Genomic DNA, 19,407 nt, shown 5'->3' with positions numbered 1-19,407 from the left:
TAATACCGGTATAGTTATCGAAAGCCGGGAGGGTCCGTGATCGAACTCAAGTCAGCCGGAGAAATCGACGCGATGCGGCAGGCCGGCCGCGTGGTCGCCGCCGTCCACGCGGCGGTGCGAGAGCACGCGGCCGTCGGAGTGTCGCTCGAACAACTCGACCAGGTGGCCAGGGCGGTCATCGAGGAGGCGAAGGCGGGGGCGTCGTTCCTCGGCTACCACCCGTCGTTCGGCGCGATGCCGTACCCGGGGGTGATCTGCACCTCGGTCAACGGCGTCATGCTGCACGGGCTGCCCACGGCGTACCGGCTGCGCGACGGCGACCTGATCAGCATCGACTGCGCCGCCTACGTCGACGGCTGGCACGCCGACGGCACGGTCAGCTTCACGGTCGGGCACCCGCGCGCCGACGACCTCAAGCTCATCAGGGTCGCCGAGGAGACGCTGGCCGCGGGCATCGAGGCGGCCCTGCCCGGTGGCCGGATGGGCGACATCGGCCACGCCATGTCCACCGTCGGCCGTGGCGCCGGCTACGGCATGCAGAACGACTTCGGCGGCCATGGCATCGGCCGGGCCATGCACGAGTCGCCGTTCGTCCCCAACGAGGCCCGCCAGGGGCGTGGGCTGCGGCTGCGGCCGGGGCTGGTGATCGCGATCGAGCCCAGCCTCATGGCGGGCGGCGGCGACGAGTACGTCATGGACTCCGACGGCTGGTCGGTGTGCTCGGCCGACGGCAGCAGGAGCGTCCATGTCGAGCACACGGTGGCCATCACCGACGACGGTCCGGTCATCCTCACCCTGCCGTAGTAAGGGGCATATCTGGGAATTCGGCCGAGTTCAGAACGGCGTTCAAGGGTAATGGAATGGGGCGTACGGCGCGTGTGACCATGAACCCTCCTCCAGGCGGCATTCGCTCGGGGGCTCTGCGCCATGGTCGGGAAAAGGTCATGTGATCGCCGCCCGGGCGCCGGGTCCGCCACACGTGATCACCAAAGCGCGTGATCTCGGTTTGGGTTTTGTACAGGCGTTGCACACGGGCTGGTTAAGGATAAAGATCTCACGGTTTCTCGAATCAGACCGCAGGGCAGATCTTCCCCCGGTAGCTACGGAGCGTAGTCAATCGGTATCAGAGGAGATACATTCATGTTCAAGACAGGGCTCATCCTCGCCGGGGTCGTCGGAGGGCTGGTTCTGACGGGCGGCTCCGCCCTCGCCAACGACTGGCCGCAGGGCCACGACGACGCGGACAAGGCCTTCTTCGTCTGCGGCGACGAGAACGTCTTCGGCCGTGAGGTTGAGAACAACACCAACGGCCTGATCAACGTCGACACCGACGAGCTCCTGAGCGGGCTCCTCCTCGGCACCGCCGCGGACACCGTCGAGTGCTCGTCGCGCTGAACTCAGTCCTCATAGGCTGAACAACCTAGTTAAGGGGCCTGCCCGCAGGGGTGGGCCCCTTAACTGTGTCCGTACGGACTTCTGTGAAGGCCGCGTCGAAGGAGTTGCGCGCGATCCGGTCGAGCTGGGCGTCGGTCATCCCCAGCTCCTGCCGCAGCGCCGCGTAGTTGTCCTCCACGTAGCCGCCGAAGTAGGCGGGGTCGTCGGAGTTGACGGTCACCACCAGCCCCTCGTCCAGCATCGCGGGCAGGATGTGGTCGCGCAGGGACGGCACCGCGCGCAGCCGTACGTTCGACAGCGGGCACACCGTCAGCGGGATCCGCTCCTCGCGCAGGCGGGCCACCAGTTGCGGGTCCTCCATCGCCCTGATGCCGTGGTCCACCCGCTCCACCCGCAGCACGTCCAGCGCCTCCCACACGTAGTCGGGGCCGCCCTCCTCGCCCGCGTGCGCCACCCGGTGCAGCCCCTCGGCGGCGGCGACGTCGAACACCCGCCGGAACAACGACGGCGGATAGCCCACCTCGGCCGAGTCCAGCCCCACCCCGATGAACCGGTCCCGGTACGGCAGCGCCGCGCGCAGCACCTCCTCGGCCTCCTCCGCGCCCCGGTCACGCAGGAAGCACAGGATCAGCGCCGCCGACAGCCCGCCGTCCTTCAGCGCCTCCGACAACCCGCCGAACACCACCTCCAGCGGCACGCCCCGGCTCAGGTGCGCCTGCGGGTCGAAGAAGATCTCCGCGTGCCGCACCCCCTGCGCCGCCGCCCGCCGCAGGTAGGCGGTGGCGAGGTCGTAGAAGTCCTGCTCGGTACGGAGGACCGCCATGTTCTCGTAGTAGACGTCCAGGAACGCCTGCAGATTCGCGAACGAGTAGCGCGCCCGGATGGCCTCCACGTCGAAGGTCGGCAGGTCGATCCGGTTACGCCGGGCCAGCTCGACGACGAGCTCGGGCTCAAGGGTGCCCTCGATGTGCAGGTGGAGTTCCGCTTTGGGACGCATGACGACGAGTAAACCCGACCAAGAAGGTTGGAGGTATCGTGCGAACCTCTGAACTATCACCCGTTGACCTGGCATAACATCAGATTTCATGAGGCTGGCCGATCTGCTCGCACGCGAGGACCTACGGCTGAGCCTGGTCACGGGCGAGGTCGGGCTCGATCGCGAGATCCGGCGCGCGTACCCGACGGACCTGCCCGATCCCCGTCGCTACCTGCAGCCGGGCGACCTGGTGCTCACCAGCGGTGTCTGGTACGGCGAGCCGGCCGACTGCGAGCGCTTCGCCGACGCGCTGTGGGCCAGCGACGTCGCCGGCCTGGTCGTCGGCCTCATCGTGCTCGGCGAGCTGCCGGACCAGCTGGTCAAGGCGTGCGAACGCCGGCGGCTGCCGCTGCTGCTGGCCGCCCCCGACCAGTCGTTCGGGGCGATCAGCGAGGTGGTGACCGTCGAGGGGTTCGCCGCCGAGCAGCGCAGGGCCGAGCGGGCCAGGGCGCAGACGCTGCTCGACGTGCTGGGCCAGATCCCGCCCGGCGAGGTGTCGGCGCACCTGCGGCTGCTCGGCGCCGACCCCGGGCTGCCGACGGCGGCCATGGCGGTCACGCTGACCGGCGGCGCCGAGATCGACCTGCCCGAGGTGCTGCACGAGGGACTGGCCAGGAAGGGCCGCCACCTCGTCGTGGGCGGCACGCCGCGCGAGGCGATCGTGCTGGTCAACGGCCGGGCCTCGCGCAAGAGCCTGGCCGACGAGCTGCGCGGCCTGATCGCGGCCCTGCCGGGCACGAGCATCGCGGCCGGCATCAGCGAGATGACCGCCAGCGTCTCGCAGCTCGGCGAGGCCCTGGAGACGGCCCGGCGCGGCATGGAGTCGGCACGGAACGGCCCGGGACCGGTCTCGATCATGTCGGTCGCCGACATCGACAACTTCGACCTGCTGCTGGCCGCGCTGCCGGCGAACGTGCGGCGCTCGTTCCGCGACCACCTGCTCGGCCCCGTCGAGGAGTACGACGCGCGGCACGGCTCTGAGCTGCTGCGCACCCTGGACGTCTTCCTGGAGACGTGCGGCTCCTGGCAGCGCGCCGCCGACGAGCTGTACGTGCACGTCAACACCCTGCGCTACCGGATGCAGCGCATCGAGGAGCTCACCGGGCGGCGGATGTCGTCGATGCGCGACCGTACGGACCTGTATCTGGCGCTGCGGTCAGGGCAGGGCGCCCGCGACGACGCGGCCCCGTGAGACCACGGCCACGATGTTGGCCACGGCCAGGTCCTCGATGCGCTCCCACGGGCGGCCGCGCAGCACGACCAGGTCGGCGCCGAGGCCGGGCCTGACCCGGCCCACGGGCGCGCCGATCGCGTCGGCGGCGTCGGAGGTGGCCGCGCGCAGCGCCGCGCCGGCGTCCAGGCCGAGCACCCGCGTCATGTGGACGACCTCGGCGAGCTGGTCGCCGAAGCGCACGTGGTGGCCGTTGGCGTCGGTGCCGAGCACGAACCGCACGCCGAGCGCGGCGGCCTGGGCCAGCAGGACGTCGCGGGTGGCGACCAGCTCGGCGGCCTTGGCCCGCGCCTCCGGCGTGACCGGGACGCGGCCCTGCGCGATGGCCTCGTTGATGAGCAGCGTCGGGGCCACCGGCGTGCCGCGGGCGGCCAGCGCCTCGGCCAGGTCGGTGCTCATGAGCGTGCCGTGCTCGATCGAGTCGACGCCCTCCTCGACGGCGACGCGGATGCCGTCCTCGGAGTGGGCGTGGGCGGCGACCGGCATGCCGAGGGCGTGGGCCTCGTCGACGACCGCGCGGATCTCGTCGCGGGTGTAGTTGCGCCAGCGGTTCCTGTCGCCGATCGACAGGACGCCGCCGCTGGTGGTGAGCTTGATGCCGTCCATGCCGGCCCGGGCCCAGGTGCGTACGAGCTTGCGGCACTCGTCGGGGCCGTCGGCCACCGGCTTCCTGAGCGGGACGGGCACCGCGGGGGGCACGAACAGGTCGTTGTGCCCGGCGGTCATCCCCACCACGCCGTGCACCTGGATGCGCGGCCCGGGCAGCACCCCGGCGTCGAAGACGCGGCGCAGCGCGATCTGGGCCTCGTCGCCGGCCAGGTCGCGCAGCGTCGTCACGCCGTGGCGCATCGCCTGCTGGGCGTGGGCGAGGCCGTGCAGCACCTGCTCGTCGCGGGTGGTGGTCAGCGGCCAGGTCGCGAAGTCGGGCGGGTCGCCGGGGCCGGCGTACCCGACGAGGTGGACGTGCGTGTCGACCAGGCCCGGGATCACGCACAGGTCGTCGTGCCGCGGGGGCGCGGGACTCACGTCGAGGATCCGGTCGGGCTCCCAGCTCAGGTCGGCGGGGCCGCGGTATTCGGTACCGTCCCACAGGGGGATTCCGTCGAGTCTCATGACCAGCCCGACGCTACCCGAGGCCCGGAGCGGCTGGAGGGATCTACGGTCCTCACCGGCCGCTCTCGTAGGGACCTACGAGGCCCGCCAGCGGTTTTCCCGGGTTCCCGGTTGTAGGCTGCCCGGACGCTCCGCCAGGCCCGAACCATCGTCACATGATGGTAATAATCGGTCGATACCTTCCTGACCTGCACGTTCACCGGCCGTTCAAGGAGAATCATGGCTACCCTCGACCGTCGCGCGTTCTTCCGGACGACAGGTCTGGCCGGTCTGGCGCTCGGTCTGGCCGCCTGCGGCGACGGCGGCACGACGGCTTCCCCCACATCGGGCGACGGCGGTGGGTTCGGGTCGATCAAGCTGCAGCTCTCCTGGAAGAAGAACGTCGAGTTCGCGGGCGAGTACTTCGCCGACACCAACGGCTACTTCAAGCAGGCCGGGTTCAGCCAGGTCGAGCTGCTGTCCGGCGGCGGCTCCGGCACCTCGGTCGAGTCGGGCCTGGCCACCGGCCGCTGCTGGGCCGGCATCTCGGCGCCGACCATCACCGCGCCCGCCGTGCTTCAGGGCGCCCCGCTGAAGATCGTCGGCGCGACGTTCCAGAAGAACCCGTTCGCGATCATCTCGCTCAACGACAGGAAGCCGATCAAGGAGGCCGGCGACCTGGCCGGCAAGAAGATCGGCGTCCAGGACTCCAACGAGCTGGTCTGGAACGCGCTGCTCAAGGCCAACGGCATCGACGAGGGCAGCGTGACGCGGGTGCCGTTCCAGTCGGACCCGTCGATGCTCACCTCCGGGCAGATCGACGGCTACGTCGGATTCGTGACCAGCGGGCCGGTCAACCTGCGGCTGCAGGGGCATGACCCGGCGTACCTGCTGCTCGCCGACGCCGGGCTGCCGCTGGTCGCCGAGACGTTCACGGTCACCCAGGAGACCATCGACAACGAGCGCGACAAGCTCAAGGCGTTCCTGACCGCCGAGATCAAGGGTTGGAAGGACGCCGTCGCCGACCCCGCGAAGTCGGCCGAGCTGGCCGCCACCGTCTACGGCAAGGACCAGAACCTCGACGTCAAGGAGCAGACCGAGGAGGCCAAGATGCAGAACGAGCTCATCATCACGCCCGACTCCAAGGCGAACGGCCTGTTCGCGATGACGCCCGAGCTGATCGAGCAGAACATCGCCTCGCTGGCCAAGGCCGGCGTGACCATCACGGGCGAGCAGCTCTTCGACCTGTCGATCCTGGACGAGGTCTACCAGGCCGACCCGAGCCTGAAGCTCGCATGACGGGTATCAGCGTCACCGGGCTGAGCAAGACGTTCGGCAAGGGCGTGACCGCCGTCGAGGGCGTGGACCTGCGGACGCCGAAGGGCTCGTTCCTGTCGCTGCTCGGCCCCTCCGGCTGCGGCAAGTCCACGGTGCTGCGCATCCTCGCCGGCCTGGAGCAGCCCACCACGGGCGAGATCCGGGTCAACGACGAGACGCCGGAGGAGCTGCGCAGGAGCCACCACCTGGGCATCGCCTTCCAGGACTCCGCGCTGCTGCCGTGGCGCAGCGTCGCGGCCAACATCCGGCTGCCGCTGGAGGTCGCCGGCCTCAAGCCCGAGCGCGGCGTGATCGAGGACCTCGTCAAGCTCGTCGGCCTGGAGGGCTTCGAGAAGGCCCGGCCCGCCGAGCTGTCCGGCGGCATGCGCCAGCGGGTGTCGATCGCCCGCGCGCTCGTGGTCAAGCCCAGCGTGCTGCTGCTGGACGAGCCGTTCGGCGCCCTGGACGACATGACCCGCCAGCGGCTCAACCTGGAGCTGCTGCGCATCTGGACGGAGAAGCCCGCCACCACGCTCATGGTCACCCACGGCATCGGCGAGGCGGTCTTCCTGTCGGACGTGGTGGCCGTCATGAGCCCGCGTCCCGGCCGGGTCGTGGAGATGGTGGAGATCGACCTGCCGCGCCCGCGCACGCCCGACATGATGCGCACCCCGGAGTTCCACGCCCTGCACGACCACCTCAGCGACCTGCTGTTCGGGCACGGGTCATGACACGCCTGCGAGGTCTGCTCGGGGTCGTCGCCCTGGTCGCGCTCTGGTGGGTGCTGGCCGTGACCGTGTTCGCCGGCGGCGGCGCGGTGCCGACCCCGTGGGCGGTGCTGGAGTCGATGGGCCGCGACGGCTGGGACTTCTACGGCCCGAACGCCTCCGCCACGCTGTCCGGCGCGGTCCAGGGCTTCCTGTGGGGCAACGGGCTGGCCATCCTCGTGGCGGTGCTGGTGCTGCTCGTGCCCCGGCTGGAGGCCGTGGCGACCCAGCTCGCCGTCATCAGCTACTGCATCCCGCTGCTCGCCATCGGGCCGATCGTGCTCGTCGTCTTCGGCGGCGACGCGACGGTGGTCTTCCTCGCGGCCATCTCCGTCTTCTTCACCACGCTCATCGGCGCGCTGCTGGGCCTGCGTTCGGCCGACCGGGCCAGTCTCGACCTCGTCACCGTCTACGGCGGCGGGCGGCTGGCCAGGCTGCGGTACGTGCAGGTCGTCTCGGCGCTGCCGAGCACGTTCGCCGGGCTGAAGATCTCCGCGCCGTCGGCGCTGCTGGGCGCGATCATCGGGGAGTACCTCGGCAGCAACGACCGCGGGCTCGGGGTGTCGCTGATGATCTCGCAGCAGCAGTTCCAGGTGCCGCGCACGTGGGGGCTGGCGCTGGTGGCCGGGCTCATCGCCGGGCTCGGGTACGCGATCGTCGCGCTCGTCGCCCGCGTCGTCACACCCTGGTCGTCGGGCCGGGCCGAGCCGGGAGGCGCGCTGTGATCGGGCGTACCGTGCTGCGGGTGGTCGGGCCGCTGGTGCCGTCCGTGGTCGTCGTCGTGGCGGCGTGGTGGCTGGCGCTGGAGGCGTTCGGGATCAGCCCGCTCGTGGGCAAGCGCCCGCCGCAGGTCTGGGAGTACCTCGCCGCCTCGCAGGAGCACCGCGACGCCGTGTTCGGCGCGCTCGGCATCACGGTCAGGGACGCCGCCATCGGGTTCGCCTCCGGGATGATCGCCGCGAGCGTGGTCGCGGTGGCGTTCGTGTTGTTCCGTACGGTCGAGCAGACGTTCATGCCGGTCGCCATGCTGCTGCGGTCGGTGCCGCTCGTGGTGATGACGCCGCTGATCACGCTGGTGTTCGGGCGTGACCTGGTGGGCGTCGCGGTCATCGGCGGCATCGTGGTGTTCTTCCCCGCGCTGGTGAACATCGCCTTCGGGCTGCGCTCGGCCTCGCCGCAGGCCACCGACCTGATCCTGGCGTACGGCGGCACGCGCCTGACCGTGCTGCGCAAGGTGGCCGTGCCGACGGCGATGCCCGCGGTCTTCGCCTCGGCGCGGATCTCCGTGCCGGCCTCGATCATCGGCGCGCTCATCGCCGAGTGGCTGGCCACGGGGGAGGGCATCGGCGCCGAGATCCTGCGGGCGATCGGCGGGTTCCGCTACGACGAGGTGTGGGCCGACATCGTGGTGGTCACGGGGGTGTCCGTGCTCGCGTACGCGGTGGTCGGCGTGGTCGAGTCGCTGGTGCTGGCCCGGTTCTCCGACCGTCGCGAGGCGTGATCCCGCGCGGGGGATCGCGGACCCGGCCGCCGTCCGTGTGCGGGGTGGGACGCGGCCGGGTCCGCCCGGAGGGAGCGCAAGGGGCGTGCGGTGGGATGCCGGCTCGGGGGTGGGGCCGGCGCTGAGCCCGGCGCTCTCGTGGTCCGAAGACGCCGCTGAAGTGCGTCGAATGAAATTCTGGCCGCCCCGCGTCGGTTTTGTACTGAAATTCCATGGCAAACCTGGAGCTCCAGGTCGGGTCCGGTAAACCGCGGCGGCCCCCCACGCGTCGTGGAGGGCCGCCGTTCAGCGGAGGGTCAGCACTCGACAGGCTTCAGCCACGAGCACTCCAGGTCTCCCGCCTGGCTCGCCTGGGTGGCGCGCAACGGGCTGACGTCGGTGGTCGCCGCCGTCCGGGAGAACTGCGCGAGCCGTACGGCGATCTGGTCCTCGATGTCCTTCGGCGAGGCCGACAGGTACTGGTTGAGCATGATGGAGAAGACCAGCGGCTCGCCGTCGGCGCTGGTGACGTAGCCGGACAGTGCCGTGACCCCGGTGAGCGAGCCCGTCTTGGCCCGGACGTTGTCGGCCGCCGGCGTGTTCCGCATCCGGCTGCGCAGCGTGCCGCCGACGAACCGTTCGGCGTTGCCGGCCACGGGCAGCGACTCGTACCAGGTGGGGAACCACGGCTTGCTCCGTACGGCGGTCAGGAACTGCGCGATCGAGGCGGGGGAGAAGCCGTCGCGGCGCGAGAGCCCCGAGCCGTCCCGCATGTTGATCACCTGGGCGCCGTTCGCCCGTGCGAAGTCCGTGACGACCTTGAGCCCGGCCGCCCACGTGCCCTGGTTCGCCGCCTCGCGGCCCATGGCCTTGGTGAGGATCTCCGCGTGGATGTTGTTGCTCAGCTTCATGAACGGCACCAGCAGCTCGCCCAGCGTCATCGACTCGTGCCTGGCCAGCTCCTTGGCCCCTTCGGGGGCGGCGCCGGTGACGGTCGGGCCGAGCACCTTGACGCCGTGCTTCTTCAGCGCCTGGCGGAACAGCGTGGACGCGTACGCGGTGGGGTCGTCCACGGCCACCCACTCCTGGTACGAATCCGCCACCGTACCCGTGATCACCACGGTGCGGGTGCCGTGCTCCCGCTGGATGAGCACGTCGGTCTCGTCGCCGGCCGTGGCCCGGTTGACGATCTTCAGGTAGTCGGTCGGCGGCGTGGTGGTCACCTTGACCTCGCCGTTCTCCGCGGCCACGGCGACGATCACCGAGCCGGCGTCGTAGTCGCGGTCGGGGGAGGCGGTCAGGGCCGAGATCGGCGCCGCGTAGTAGGCGCTCTCGTCGTCCCAGGCCCAGTCGTTGCCGAGCCGCTGCCCGTCGAACCAGGTGTCGTCGGCCACCAGCCTGCCGGTGACGAGCTTCACGCCCGCCTTCGCGACCTGCGCGGCCAGGGCGTCGTAGTCCTCGGCCAGCATCGTCGGGTCGCCGGTGCCGCGCAGCACCAGGTCGCCGGTCAGCACCGAGCCCGCCTTGCGGCCGGCGTTCAGGACGGTGGTGGGGAAGCGGTAGTCGAGGCCGAGCGTCTCCGCCGCCGCGGCCGAGGTGAACAGCTTGGTGTTGGAGGCAGGGATGAGCAGCTTGCCGGCGTCGGTGGCGTACAGGTCCTCGCCGGTCTGGGCGCTCTTCACGACCACGCCCGCGCGGGCGATCGTGAGCCGTGAGTCGCTGAGGATCTGGTTGATGTCCTGGGTCAGGTCCGCGACGCCCGTGGTGGGGTCGAGGGCGACGGCGGGGGAGGAAGGTCCGGACGCCCACGCGAGGGCCGCGACGAGCGCGCCCGCGACGAGGGAGGCTGAGGTGCGCCGCATGGGGTCTCCAAGGGTGACTGGGGGATCGCCTGCAGCATGAATCAGCGCAGTCAGCCTGTAATCCGCAAATATCCGTATTTATCGCGGATTAGCGCGATGTTAGGAAGGCTGTCCCGACGTCACCAGGAAGCCGCAGTCGCCGAACGACACCTCGTCGCCCGACTTCACCCGCGCCGGCCCCACCAGTCGCCAGCCGTTCAGCCGGGTGCCGTTGAGCGAGCCGAGATCCACCAGCATCCACTCGCCGTCGGCGGCGCGCCGCAGCTCGGCGTGGACGCGGGAGACCGTCAGGTCCGACAGCACGAGATCGCAGGCCGACCCGCGGCCCACGACGTAACGCGGCCGGTCGTCGTCGGGCAGCGCCAGCCGGGGCAGGCGCGGCCTGCGCCAGGCGGACTGCAGCCTGGTGGTGAACTCCGACACCGAGGCGACGGCGTCGGTCAGCCGCTGCCGGAACGTCGGCCGCCGCGGCAGGTCGGCCACCAGCTCGTCGAGCTCTTCCCGGTTGCGGGCGCGCAGCGCCTGGTCCACCCGGCCGACGAACGTGTCGTGTGAGATCCGGCCCTCCGCGGCGCGATCTCTGAGCTCGTCGATCGCCCGGTCACGTTCCCCGTCCGAGGCGCGAAAGGGCGGATGCGTGGAACTCATGTAGGGAGTATCGGCCTGAACCTCGTGTGCTGTCCAGAATACGCGGATCTGTTGCGGCGGGCATACTCGGTATGCATACTCGGTATCCATGTCGATCAGACACGGGCTCCTCGCGCTGCTGAGCGGCGGGCCACGGTACGGCTATCAGCTGCGGGTGGAGTTCGAGGCGTCGACGGGGGCGACCTGGCCGCTGAACATCGGCCAGGTCTACACGACGCTCTCGCGGCTCGAACGCGACGGCCTCGTCACACCGGCCGGCGAGGACGACCAGGGCCGCGCGCTCTACGCGATCACCGAGGCCGGCCGCGCGGCGCTGGAACGCTGGTTCGCCACGCCGGTCGCGCAGAGCGACCGGCCCAGGGACGAGCTCGCCATCAAGATCGCGATGGCCGTGGCCGGCGCGGACGTCGACGTGGGCGCCGTCATCCACACCCAGCGCATGGCCACCATGCGCGCGCTGCAGGCGCTAACCCGTGCCAAACGGGCCGCGGACGGGGTCGCGCAACGGCTGGTCCTCGACGGGCTGATCTTCAAGGCCGAGGCGGAGCAGCGCTGGCTGGACCACTGCGAGGCCGTGTCCAAGGCGTCCAAGGAGAAGAACGCATGACTGTCGTGAGGCTGCGAGAGGTGACCCGGGAGCACGGGCGCGTCCGGGCGCTGGGAGGCGTGAGCCTGGAGGTGCCGGCCGGGGAACTGGTCGCCGTCATGGGGCCGTCGGGCTCGGGCAAGTCGACCCTGCTCAACCTGGCCGGGGGCCTCGACCGGCCCACCTCAGGGAGCGTGGAGATCGAGGGCCGCGACCTGGCAGGCGTACGCGACCTGGCCGCGCTGCGGCGGCGGAGTGTCGGCTACGTCTTCCAGGACCTCAACCTGATCCCGTCCCTGACCGCTGCCGAGAACGTGATGCTGCCCAGGGAACTCGACGGCGTACGGTCGCGGCAGGCCCGTACGGAGGCCGTGGCGGCGCTGGCCGAGGTCGGCGCCGAGGAGGTCGCCGGGCGGTTCCCCGAGGAGTTGTCCGGCGGGCAGCGGCAGCGCGTGGCGATCGCCAGGGCGCTGGCGGGGGAGCGGCGGCTGCTGCTGGCCGACGAGCCGACCGGCGCGCTCGACACCGCCACCGGCGACGAGATCCTGCGCCTGCTCCGCTCCCGCTGCGACGACGCGGGCGCGGCGGTGCTGCTCGTCACCCACGAGCCGCGTTACGCCGCCTGGGCCGACCGGGTGGTCTATCTGCGCGACGGCCTCATCGCCGAGGCGGGCGGCGTCCACCTGGAGAGCGCCCGATGAGCGCGTTCCGCGCCGCCCTGCGCATCTCCCGCAGGGACGCGCTGCGCGCCAAGGGCCGCACGGCGCTGATCATGGTGATGATCGGGTTACCGGTGCTGGTGATCACGGCGCTGATCACCGGCCGCGCCACGACCGACGTCACGCCGTACGAGCGGCTGGACTCGGAGCTGGGCGCGGCCGACGCGCGCCTGATCACGTTCCCGACCCGTGGCCGGGTGCGGCAGGACGTGGGCGCGGAGATGCTCGGGCAGCGCAAGGCGCGGCGCTCCGACCGCCAGTGGACGCCCGCCGAGATCGGCACGCTGCTCGACGGCCGCCTGCTGCGCTACCAGCAGAAGACCGTCGAGGCACGCCTGGCCGACGGCTACGACTGGGTGGACGTGCTGGAGGTGGACCTGCGCGACCCCATGACCCGCGGCATGCGGGAGCTGGTGGAGGGCCGCTTCCCGGCCGCCCCCGGTGAGGTCGCGGTCTCTCCCGCGCTGACCGGCCGGGGTGTCCGGGTGGGCGGCACACTCCCGGTGTCGCGCCAGAACCGGCCTCTGCGCGTGGTCGGCGTGGTCCAGAACCCCAACCGCCCGGGCAGAGCCGAGCTGGCGGCACTGCCGGAGGCCGTGCTCGGTCACCAGAACGACGGCAACAGCAGCGGCTGGCTGGCCGACACCTCCGGCCCGGTGGAGCAGGCGGACGTCCGCCGGCTGAACCAGGCGGGTCTCGCCGTGCAGTCCCGGGCGCTGATCGAGCGCGCGCCGGACGGCGGCGAGAGCTCGGAGCCCGCCCTGTCCGGCGGCCTCGTGACGCAGGGAACGGTCTCGCTGGGCGTCGCCGTCGTGCTCATCGTTACCGAGACCGTCCTGCTGGCCGGGCCCGCCTTCGCCGTCGGGCTGCGGCGCCGGCGCAGGGAGCTGGCTGTGCTCGCCGCCCAGGGCGCCTCGGCGCGGCAGCTCAAGACCGTGGTGCTGGCCGACGGGCTCCTGCTGGGCGGCGCGGCGGCGCTGACCGGCCTCGTGCTCGGCATCGCGGGCGGCGCGCTGATGGAGCGGCTCGGCGCGGGTCTGCTGGACTGGACGCACGGCCCGCTCGACGTCCCGTGGCTGCAGGTGCTCGGCGTGGCGGCGCTCGGCGTGGTCAGCGGGGTGACCGCCGCTCTGGTGCCGGCGGTGCAGGCCAGCCGGCAGAGCCCGGCGCAGGTGCTGGCCGGGCGCGCCGCGGTGGACCCGCCGGGCCGCGCGGGGCGTCCCCTGCTCGGGCTGGTCCTGGTCGTGCTGGGGGCCGGTGGATGCGTCGCCGCCGCGCGCCGCGACGAGCTGTCGGTCGTGGTCGCCGCCGTGGTCCTCGGGCTCGGACTGGTCGCGCTGATGCCGTGGCTGGTCAGGCGGACCGGCCGCCTCGCCGGTCGCCTGCCGCTCCCGATGCGCCTGTCCGTCCGCGACGCCGCCCGCCACCGCGTCCGTACGTCCTCCGCCGCCGGGGCCGTCATGGGGGCCACGATGGTGGCGGTCGTCTTCGGCATGGTCATGGCCAGCACCTACGCCGAGCGTGAGGCGATCCGCACCTCCGTCGAGCCCCTGGGCACCCTGACGATCACCCACTGGGAGACCGCGGACCAGGCGGGCTGGTCCAGGCTGAAGGCGGAGGCGGAGCGCCTGCTGCCCGGCGTGGAGCTGGTCCCCGTCTCGACGGCGGTGGACGACCGGGGCGACGAGGTGCGGGGCAGGGTGGCGTGGAGCCCCGCGCAGTGCGCCGACCGGAGCCGGTGCGTGCCGCCCGACTGGTGGGGCGCGTCCCTGCCGGTCGGCGACGAGCGGGTGCTGAGGTTCCTGCTGCGACGCCATGACGAGCGGGCCGAGGCTGCGCTCGCGCGGGGCGGCGCCGTCGTGTTCGACCCCGAGATCGTCCGCGACGGCACGGTGGAGATTCAGCTGGAGCTGCCGCGAGCCGGCTCCTCTCTCGAGGCCAGGACGCTCAGGCTGCCGGCGGTGGTGGCGAGCCCGCCCGAGGCCGCGCAGACCGGCGTGCTGATCCCCGCCTCCGCCCTGACGGCGGCCGGGTTCGAGGTGGTCGAGAACCGCCTGTACGCCGCCCACGTCCCCGCCGACGAAGCCCGCCTGTTCCGGGCGTTCAACACCGTGACCCCCGGTGTGCAGGTCCACGTGGAGCGCAGGGGCGACGAGGGGGCGTTCACCGTGCTGCTCGTGCTGCTCGGCGCGGCCATGGTGCTGGTGCTCGGGGGCACGTTCGCGGCCACGGGCCTCGCGGTGGCCGACATGCGTCAGGACCTCGACACCATGACCGCGGTCGGCGCGGCGCCCCGGGTGCGCAGGCTCGTGGTGGCGGCCCAGGCCGCGTACCTGTCGGGGCTGGGGGCCCTCGTGGGACTGGCGGGCGGAGTCGTCGCCGGCGCCGCGCTGATCCGGGCGGGCTGGAACACCTTCTCCATCGTGGGGCCGTCCAGTCGCGAGATCGTCGAGATGTCCAGGCCCGAGATCTTCGAGATCCCGTGGCTCTTCCTGGCCGGGCTGGTGATCGGGCTGCCGCTGCTGGCGGCGGTGGTGGCAGGGACGTTCACCCGGACGCGGCCGGTTCTGGCGCGGCGGGTGGCCTGAGCCGGTACCTCAGGGTGATCGCGACCGAGGCGAAGAGCAGCAGCGCGGGGACCGCGGTCTGTCCGATGAGGACGGCGGTCACCGCGCTCTCCGGCTGCTGGACCGGCGTGCTCGGATCCGACTCGATGAAGCCGCCGATCGACAGGATCACGCCGAAGATCAGCGCGCCGAACGCGCTGACGCCGTTCTCGATGGCCGTCCACAGGCCGGTCAGCACCCCCGCCCGCCGTTTGCCGCTCCCGGCCGCGTCCGCCGCGATCACGTCGGCGAGCATCGAGAACAGCAGCAGCTGCACCCCGGCGTACCCGACGCCGACCAGCAGGATCCACACGTGGGCCCACACGCTGCCGAACAGCGGCGTGGCCATGGCGACGGTTGTGCCGCCGGCGAACAGCAGTGCCGCCAGGACCATCGCGCCGCGCTTGTCGAGCCGCTTGGCGAGCCACGTCCACAGCGGCATCGTCAGCAGGATCGGCCCCACGAGCGCGGCGAAGAGGGTCTGCGTGGCCTGCGGCGAGCCGACGACGTAGGTCGCGAAGTACGGCGCCGCCGCCAGCATCATGCTGACCGCCAGCATCTGCACGCAGGCCAGCACCGTGATCCACAGGAACGCGGGGTTGCCCTTGATCGCGGCGAACTGCTCGCGCCACCCGCCCCCGTCGGGCTCGGGCGCGCCGGTCATGGGCGCGCGGGCGGTGCCGAAGAACGCGCCGAGCATCGACAGCAGCAGGATCACCGCGATGGTCAGGCCCATCGCCCGGTAGCTGGCGAGCGTGCCCTCCTCGCCCTGGCTGGTGGCGATGGCCGGGGCGAGCACGCCGCTGATGGCGGTGCCCACGCCGATGAAGATCATCCGCCACTGCAGCAGTGACGTGCGCTCGTGGTAGTCGTGCGTCATCTCGCCCGGCATCGCCTTGTACGGCACCTCGAACAACGCGTACGCCGTCGCCACCGCCATGAAGCAGACGCCGACGTACAGGGCCGCGGGCGCGCCCCTGAGCGGAGGCCCGGCGAAGACCAGGAAGAACGTGATCGGCAGCGTCAGCGCGCCGGCCAGCATCCAGGGCCGGCGCGGGCCGAGGCGCGAGCGGGTGCGGTCGGACCAGCGGCCGACCAGCGGGTTCGCGACCAGGTCCCAGATCTTGGGCGCGGTCACCACCACCCCGGCCAGCCACGCGGGCACGGCCAGGAAGTTCGTCATGTAGTAGAGCAGCAGGAGCCCCGGCACGGCACCGACCGTGGCCGTGCAGAAGGAGCCCACGCCGTAGCCGAGGCGCACACTCCGCGGGACGGTGGTCACGGTCGCCGCCGGTGCGATCATGCGCTCATTGAAGCCGAACGCGGCTCGGTCCGGTAGGGCCCACTTTCGCGGGCCCGCCGGTCAGTCGCGTACGTCGGCGCACACGACGTGAGCGCCGATCTCGATCATGCGGCGCTCACTGCGCGTGTCGGCCACCCGGGCCATGAGGATCGGCGCGCCGGAGGCGGCCAGCTGCGGCAGCCGCGCGCGGACGAGCCGGTGCAGGTCGCGTACGACGTCTTCGGCGGCCGACATGTGGACCTTGACGTGCAACATGATCCCCGGTGCCCCCGAGGCCGTCCGCGCCTCGGAGATCCAGACGTGGTGCACGAGCGGGAAGTCCATGAGCAACTGCGCGACGGCCTGGCGCAACGCGGGCAGGATCGGGTGGGCGCAGCGGCGGTAACCGGGATCGACCTGCTGCATCGGCCCCGAGAGGTGCGGCCGGGGCGCGGGCACCCACGGCAGCGAGGGCGCCTCCGGCACCGGGGGAGCCACCTGGGCCAGCGCGGCACCGCGCGACACGGTGGCCATCGCGCCCGTCGCGTAGGCGGCCGGAGCCGCCCCCGACAACACGGGCGTCGGCCCCGTGCGCGTCGTGGTGAGGAAACGTTGCAGATCGTCGATGGGCACGGCCGCGGCGGCTGGTCCGGCCGCGTCGATCACGATCTCGCGCACCCCGGTGACGCGCTGGATGTCCAGGATGGTGTCGGCGTCGCAGGCCGACAGGGAATGACTGCCGCGGTGCCTCGCGTAGGTGGCGGGGCTGGTGTAACCGAGCAACACCCGGTCACCTGCTTGGGTCGTCCCGAGGACGACGGAACGATCTGTACGCACTGCCACCAGGACTCCACCGTCGGCAAGAGCGCTCAGCAGGCGATGCGGGGAGCCATGCTGGGCGAGCACGTCGGCGAGCGCAGGATTCCCGATGCTCATAGGACGAACCCTAGGTAGTCGGCCACGGCTTATCAGGCTAATGGCCAAGAAATCCCCCGATCAAGACAAAGTTGTGAGCCGGGTGAGTGAGTTTGCCGACACCGGGGTACGCCTGAGGGCCGTCTCGCATCGTGCGATGCGTCTCACATCATGGGTCTTTCGTGAACGCTTTCACAAGCGTGGATAGACTCTGTTGGACATCGGGGGGCCCGTCGACGTGTCCCTCGCAAGCCTGCCGTGCCCTAAGGATCCACACCAGTGAACAAGCCCGTCGTTCTGGTCGCAGAGGAGCTGTCCGAAGCCGGCCTCGCCGTTCTCGGCGCTGATTTCGAGGTCCGCCACACCGACGGCGCCGACCGTTCCCAGCTGCTGCCCGCTCTCGCCGACGTGGACGCGCTGATCGTCCGCTCCGCCACGCAGGTGGACGCCGAGGCGATCGCCGCCGCCCCGAAGCTCCGCGTGGTCGCCCGCGCCGGTGTCGGCCTCGACAACGTCGACGTCGACGCGGCCACCAAGGCCGGTGTCATGGTCGTCAACGCGCCGACCTCCAACATCACCAGCGCCGCCGAGCAGACCATCGCCCTGATCCTGGCCAGCGCGCGCAACACGGCCCAGGCCCACGCCGCGCTCAAGAACGGCGAGTGGAAGCGGTCGAAGTACACCGGTGTCGAGCTCGACGAGAAGGTCGTCGGCATCCTGGGCCTGGGCAAGATCGGCCAGCTCGTGGCGCAGCGGCTGCAGCCGTTCGGCGTCGAGCTGATCGCCTACGACCCCTACCTGCCGCCGGCCCGCGCCGCGCAGATGGGCGTCAAGCTGCTCAGCCTCGAAGAGGTGCTCAAGCAGGCCGACTTCATCACCGTCCACCTGCCCAAGACCAAGGAGACGCTCGGCCTCATCGGCGACCGGGAGCTGCACCAGGTCAAGCCGAGCGTGCGCATCGTCAACGTGGCCCGCGGCGGCATCGTCGACGAGGGCGCGCTCTACTCCGCGATCAAGGAGGGCCGCGTCGCCGGCGCCGGCCTCGACGTGTTCTCCAAGGAGCCGTGCACCGACAGCCCGCTGTTCGAGCTCGACCAGGTCGTCGTCACGCCGCACCTCGGCGCCTCCACCCACGAGGCCCAGGAGAAGGCCGGCACGCAGGTCGCGCGGAGCGTGAAGCTGGCGCTGGCGGGCGAGTTCGTGCCCGACGCGGTCAACGTCCAGGGCGGCGCGGTCGCCGAGGACGTCAAGCCGGGCCTGCCGCTGGCCGAGAAGCTGGGCCGGGTGTTCACCGCCCTGGCCGGCGAGGTCGCCACCAAGCTCAACGTCGAGGTCCGCGGCGAGATCGCCGCGCAGGACGTCCGCGTGATCGAGCTGGCCGCGCTCAAGGGCGTGTTCGCCGACGTGATCGAGGAGCAGGTCACCTACGTCAACGCCCCGCTGCTGGCCAAGGAGCGCGGCGTCGAGGTCGAGCTGGTCACCAGCTCCGAGAGCCCCGACTGGCGCAACGTGGTGACCGTGCGCGGCGTGCTCGCCGACGGCCGCCAGGTCTCGGTCTCCGGCACGCTCTCCGGGCCGCGCCAGATCACGAAGATCGTCGAGGTCAACGGCTACGAGATGGAGATCGAGCCGACGGCCCACCTGTGCTTCCTCACCTACGCCGACCGTCCCGGCATCGTCGGCGTGGTCGGCCGGCTGCTCGGCGAGCACAACGTCAACATCGCCTCCATGCAGGTGGCCCGCGACGTCAAGGGCGGCAAGGCGCTCATCGCGCTGACCGTCGACTCCGCGATCCCCGCCGACGTGGTGGAGCAGATCGTGGCCGAGATCGGCGCCGACAGCGGCCGCTCGGTCGACCTGGAGGACTGACCTCCACCGTCGCAACAGGGCCGTCACCCGTTCGGGTGGCGGCCCTGTTGCGTCTCAGCATGCGAGATAGTAGGACATCCAACGAGACGCCTCGGGTACTGTAGCGAGTGATGCGCCAGGTGCTCGTACTCATTGCCTGCCGCGGCGAGGCCTGTTAGGGCAGGTCGACGACTCGCCGCGGTGTTCGGCGCGTTGTCGGCCGGTAAGTCCCTTCGTCCGGTCCGCGACCCGGACCACGAAAGCAGGCCCGGTCGGATTCGCGACCGGAGTCCGGCGTCACTGGAACGCTTCCGCGAAACGAGATGAGTGACATGTACGACATGTATGCCTGGAACCGTGCCGACGACCACGAGGACAAGGCGGCCGAGGCCGTGCAGATCGCGCTGGACCGCCGCGACAACGGCGGCGCCCCGCAGAACTCCGGCCGCTAGGCCGGACCCCAGAGAGCAGGCCCGGCCCTCCCGGACCTGCTCCGGGCCCTGGGGTGATTCACCACCGGGTCGGGCCCGCGGTCGGAAAGGTCGCGGGTTCTGAGGGCGGGTCGCCCTCTTTCTCCTGATGTGTCTGCTTTATTGTGCTGTGCTGCTCGCCGTGGCGAACGC

17 protein-coding genes are annotated in these 19,407 nt (G+C 71.5%); 11 read left to right on the top strand and 6 right to left on the bottom strand.

Annotated features, from left to right (window positions below; translation table 11 throughout):
- Nucleotides 1–36: 36 nt before the first annotated feature.
- Together map and C1J01_RS06265 are read left to right on the top strand one after the other, a co-directional pair.
- Nucleotides 37–804: a type I methionyl aminopeptidase gene (gene map / locus C1J01_RS06270; protein WP_111176973.1), complete on the top strand. Its 768-nt coding sequence runs from the start codon at nucleotides 37–39 to the stop codon at nucleotides 802–804.
- Between the two features lie 336 nt (nucleotides 805–1,140).
- Complete coding sequence (locus tag C1J01_RS06265; protein ID WP_111176971.1) at nucleotides 1,141–1,395, top strand: hypothetical protein; 255 nt, start codon at nucleotides 1,141–1,143, stop codon at nucleotides 1,393–1,395.
- A 25-nt stretch (nucleotides 1,396–1,420) separates the two neighbouring features.
- On the opposite strand, the gene C1J01_RS06260 is transcribed toward C1J01_RS06265, so the two are convergent.
- Complete coding sequence (locus tag C1J01_RS06260) at nucleotides 1,421–2,392, bottom strand: adenosine deaminase (protein ID WP_220039763.1); 972 nt, start codon at nucleotides 2,390–2,392, stop codon at nucleotides 1,421–1,423.
- A gap of 88 nt (nucleotides 2,393–2,480) precedes the next feature.
- On the opposite strand from C1J01_RS06260, the gene C1J01_RS06255 reads away from it, so the two are divergent.
- Nucleotides 2,481–3,623, top strand: a complete 1,143-nt coding sequence (locus C1J01_RS06255; protein WP_111176967.1) for a PucR family transcriptional regulator — start codon at nucleotides 2,481–2,483, stop codon at nucleotides 3,621–3,623.
- Here C1J01_RS06255 and C1J01_RS06250 read toward each other — a convergent pair.
- The gene (locus C1J01_RS06250) at nucleotides 3,588–4,775 is read right to left on the bottom strand and encodes a metal-dependent hydrolase family protein (protein ID WP_111176965.1); all 1,188 of its coding nucleotides are present in this window, start codon (nucleotides 4,773–4,775) and stop codon (nucleotides 3,588–3,590) included. The genes C1J01_RS06255 and C1J01_RS06250 overlap by 36 nt on opposite strands.
- A gap of 219 nt (nucleotides 4,776–4,994) precedes the next feature.
- On the opposite strand from C1J01_RS06250, the gene C1J01_RS06245 reads away from it, so the two are divergent.
- From C1J01_RS06245 to C1J01_RS06230, 4 genes are read left to right on the top strand one after another with little or no spacing between them, the layout of a single operon-like run.
- Complete coding sequence (locus C1J01_RS06245; RefSeq protein WP_111176963.1) at nucleotides 4,995–6,053, top strand: ABC transporter substrate-binding protein; 1,059 nt, start codon at nucleotides 4,995–4,997, stop codon at nucleotides 6,051–6,053.
- The gene (locus C1J01_RS06240; RefSeq protein ID WP_111176961.1) at nucleotides 6,050–6,802 is read left to right on the top strand and encodes an ABC transporter ATP-binding protein; all 753 of its coding nucleotides are present in this window, start codon (nucleotides 6,050–6,052) and stop codon (nucleotides 6,800–6,802) included. Before C1J01_RS06245 ends, C1J01_RS06240 begins: the two co-directional genes overlap by 4 nt.
- Nucleotides 6,799–7,563, top strand: a complete 765-nt coding sequence (locus C1J01_RS06235) for an ABC transporter permease (protein WP_111176959.1) — start codon at nucleotides 6,799–6,801, stop codon at nucleotides 7,561–7,563. Before C1J01_RS06240 ends, C1J01_RS06235 begins: the two co-directional genes overlap by 4 nt.
- A complete protein-coding gene (locus tag C1J01_RS06230) occupies nucleotides 7,560–8,339 on the top strand; it encodes an ABC transporter permease (protein ID WP_111176957.1) in 780 nt (259 codons plus the stop codon). The genes C1J01_RS06235 and C1J01_RS06230 overlap by 4 nt, the downstream gene beginning before the upstream one ends.
- A 296-nt stretch (nucleotides 8,340–8,635) precedes the next feature.
- Here C1J01_RS06230 and dacB read toward each other — a convergent pair whose 3' ends face one another.
- Together dacB and C1J01_RS06220 are read right to left on the bottom strand one after the other, a co-directional pair.
- Nucleotides 8,636–10,180, bottom strand: coding sequence for a D-alanyl-D-alanine carboxypeptidase/D-alanyl-D-alanine endopeptidase (dacB, locus tag C1J01_RS06225; protein WP_111176955.1), 1,545 nt, complete (start codon nucleotides 10,178–10,180; stop codon nucleotides 8,636–8,638).
- 99 nt (nucleotides 10,181–10,279) lie between these two features.
- Complete coding sequence (locus C1J01_RS06220; protein WP_111176953.1) at nucleotides 10,280–10,828, bottom strand: FHA domain-containing protein; 549 nt, start codon at nucleotides 10,826–10,828, stop codon at nucleotides 10,280–10,282.
- Nucleotides 10,829–10,916: 88 nt separating this feature from the next.
- Between C1J01_RS06220 and C1J01_RS06215 the strand changes: the two genes are divergently transcribed.
- From C1J01_RS06215 to C1J01_RS06205, 3 genes are read left to right on the top strand one after another with little or no spacing between them, the layout of a single operon-like run.
- Complete coding sequence (locus C1J01_RS06215; protein ID WP_111176949.1) at nucleotides 10,917–11,435, top strand: PadR family transcriptional regulator; 519 nt, start codon at nucleotides 10,917–10,919, stop codon at nucleotides 11,433–11,435.
- Nucleotides 11,432–12,115 (top strand): ABC transporter ATP-binding protein, encoded by a 684-nt coding sequence (locus C1J01_RS06210; protein ID WP_111176947.1) that lies wholly within the window; start codon nucleotides 11,432–11,434, stop codon nucleotides 12,113–12,115. Before C1J01_RS06215 ends, C1J01_RS06210 begins: the two co-directional genes overlap by 4 nt.
- The gene (locus C1J01_RS06205) at nucleotides 12,112–14,721 is read left to right on the top strand and encodes an ABC transporter permease (protein WP_111176945.1); all 2,610 of its coding nucleotides are present in this window, start codon (nucleotides 12,112–12,114) and stop codon (nucleotides 14,719–14,721) included. Before C1J01_RS06210 ends, C1J01_RS06205 begins: the two co-directional genes overlap by 4 nt.
- Here the strand turns inward: C1J01_RS06205 and C1J01_RS06200 are convergent.
- Together C1J01_RS06200 and C1J01_RS06195 are read right to left on the bottom strand one after the other, a co-directional pair.
- Nucleotides 14,681–16,042, bottom strand: coding sequence for an MFS transporter (locus C1J01_RS06200; RefSeq protein ID WP_111176943.1), 1,362 nt, complete (start codon nucleotides 16,040–16,042; stop codon nucleotides 14,681–14,683). The two genes, C1J01_RS06205 and C1J01_RS06200, sit on opposite strands and share 41 nt — an antisense overlap.
- A 60-nt stretch (nucleotides 16,043–16,102) precedes the next feature.
- Nucleotides 16,103–16,957: a hypothetical protein gene (locus tag C1J01_RS06195; protein WP_111176941.1), complete on the bottom strand. Its 855-nt coding sequence runs from the start codon at nucleotides 16,955–16,957 to the stop codon at nucleotides 16,103–16,105.
- 258 nt (nucleotides 16,958–17,215) lie between these two features.
- On the opposite strand from C1J01_RS06195, the gene serA reads away from it, so the two are divergent.
- On the top strand, nucleotides 17,216–18,805 hold the full coding sequence (gene serA / locus C1J01_RS06190; RefSeq protein WP_111176939.1) for a phosphoglycerate dehydrogenase: 1,590 nt from the start codon (nucleotides 17,216–17,218) through the stop codon (nucleotides 18,803–18,805).
- Nucleotides 18,806–19,407: the final 602 nt, after the last annotated feature.

The organism is Nonomuraea aridisoli, assembly GCF_003236395.1.
Lineage (GTDB): Bacteria > Actinomycetota > Actinomycetes > Streptosporangiales > Streptosporangiaceae > Nonomuraea > Nonomuraea aridisoli.
Note: the sequence above shows the minus strand (reverse complement) of the source record. Positions and strands in the feature narration are given on the sequence as shown.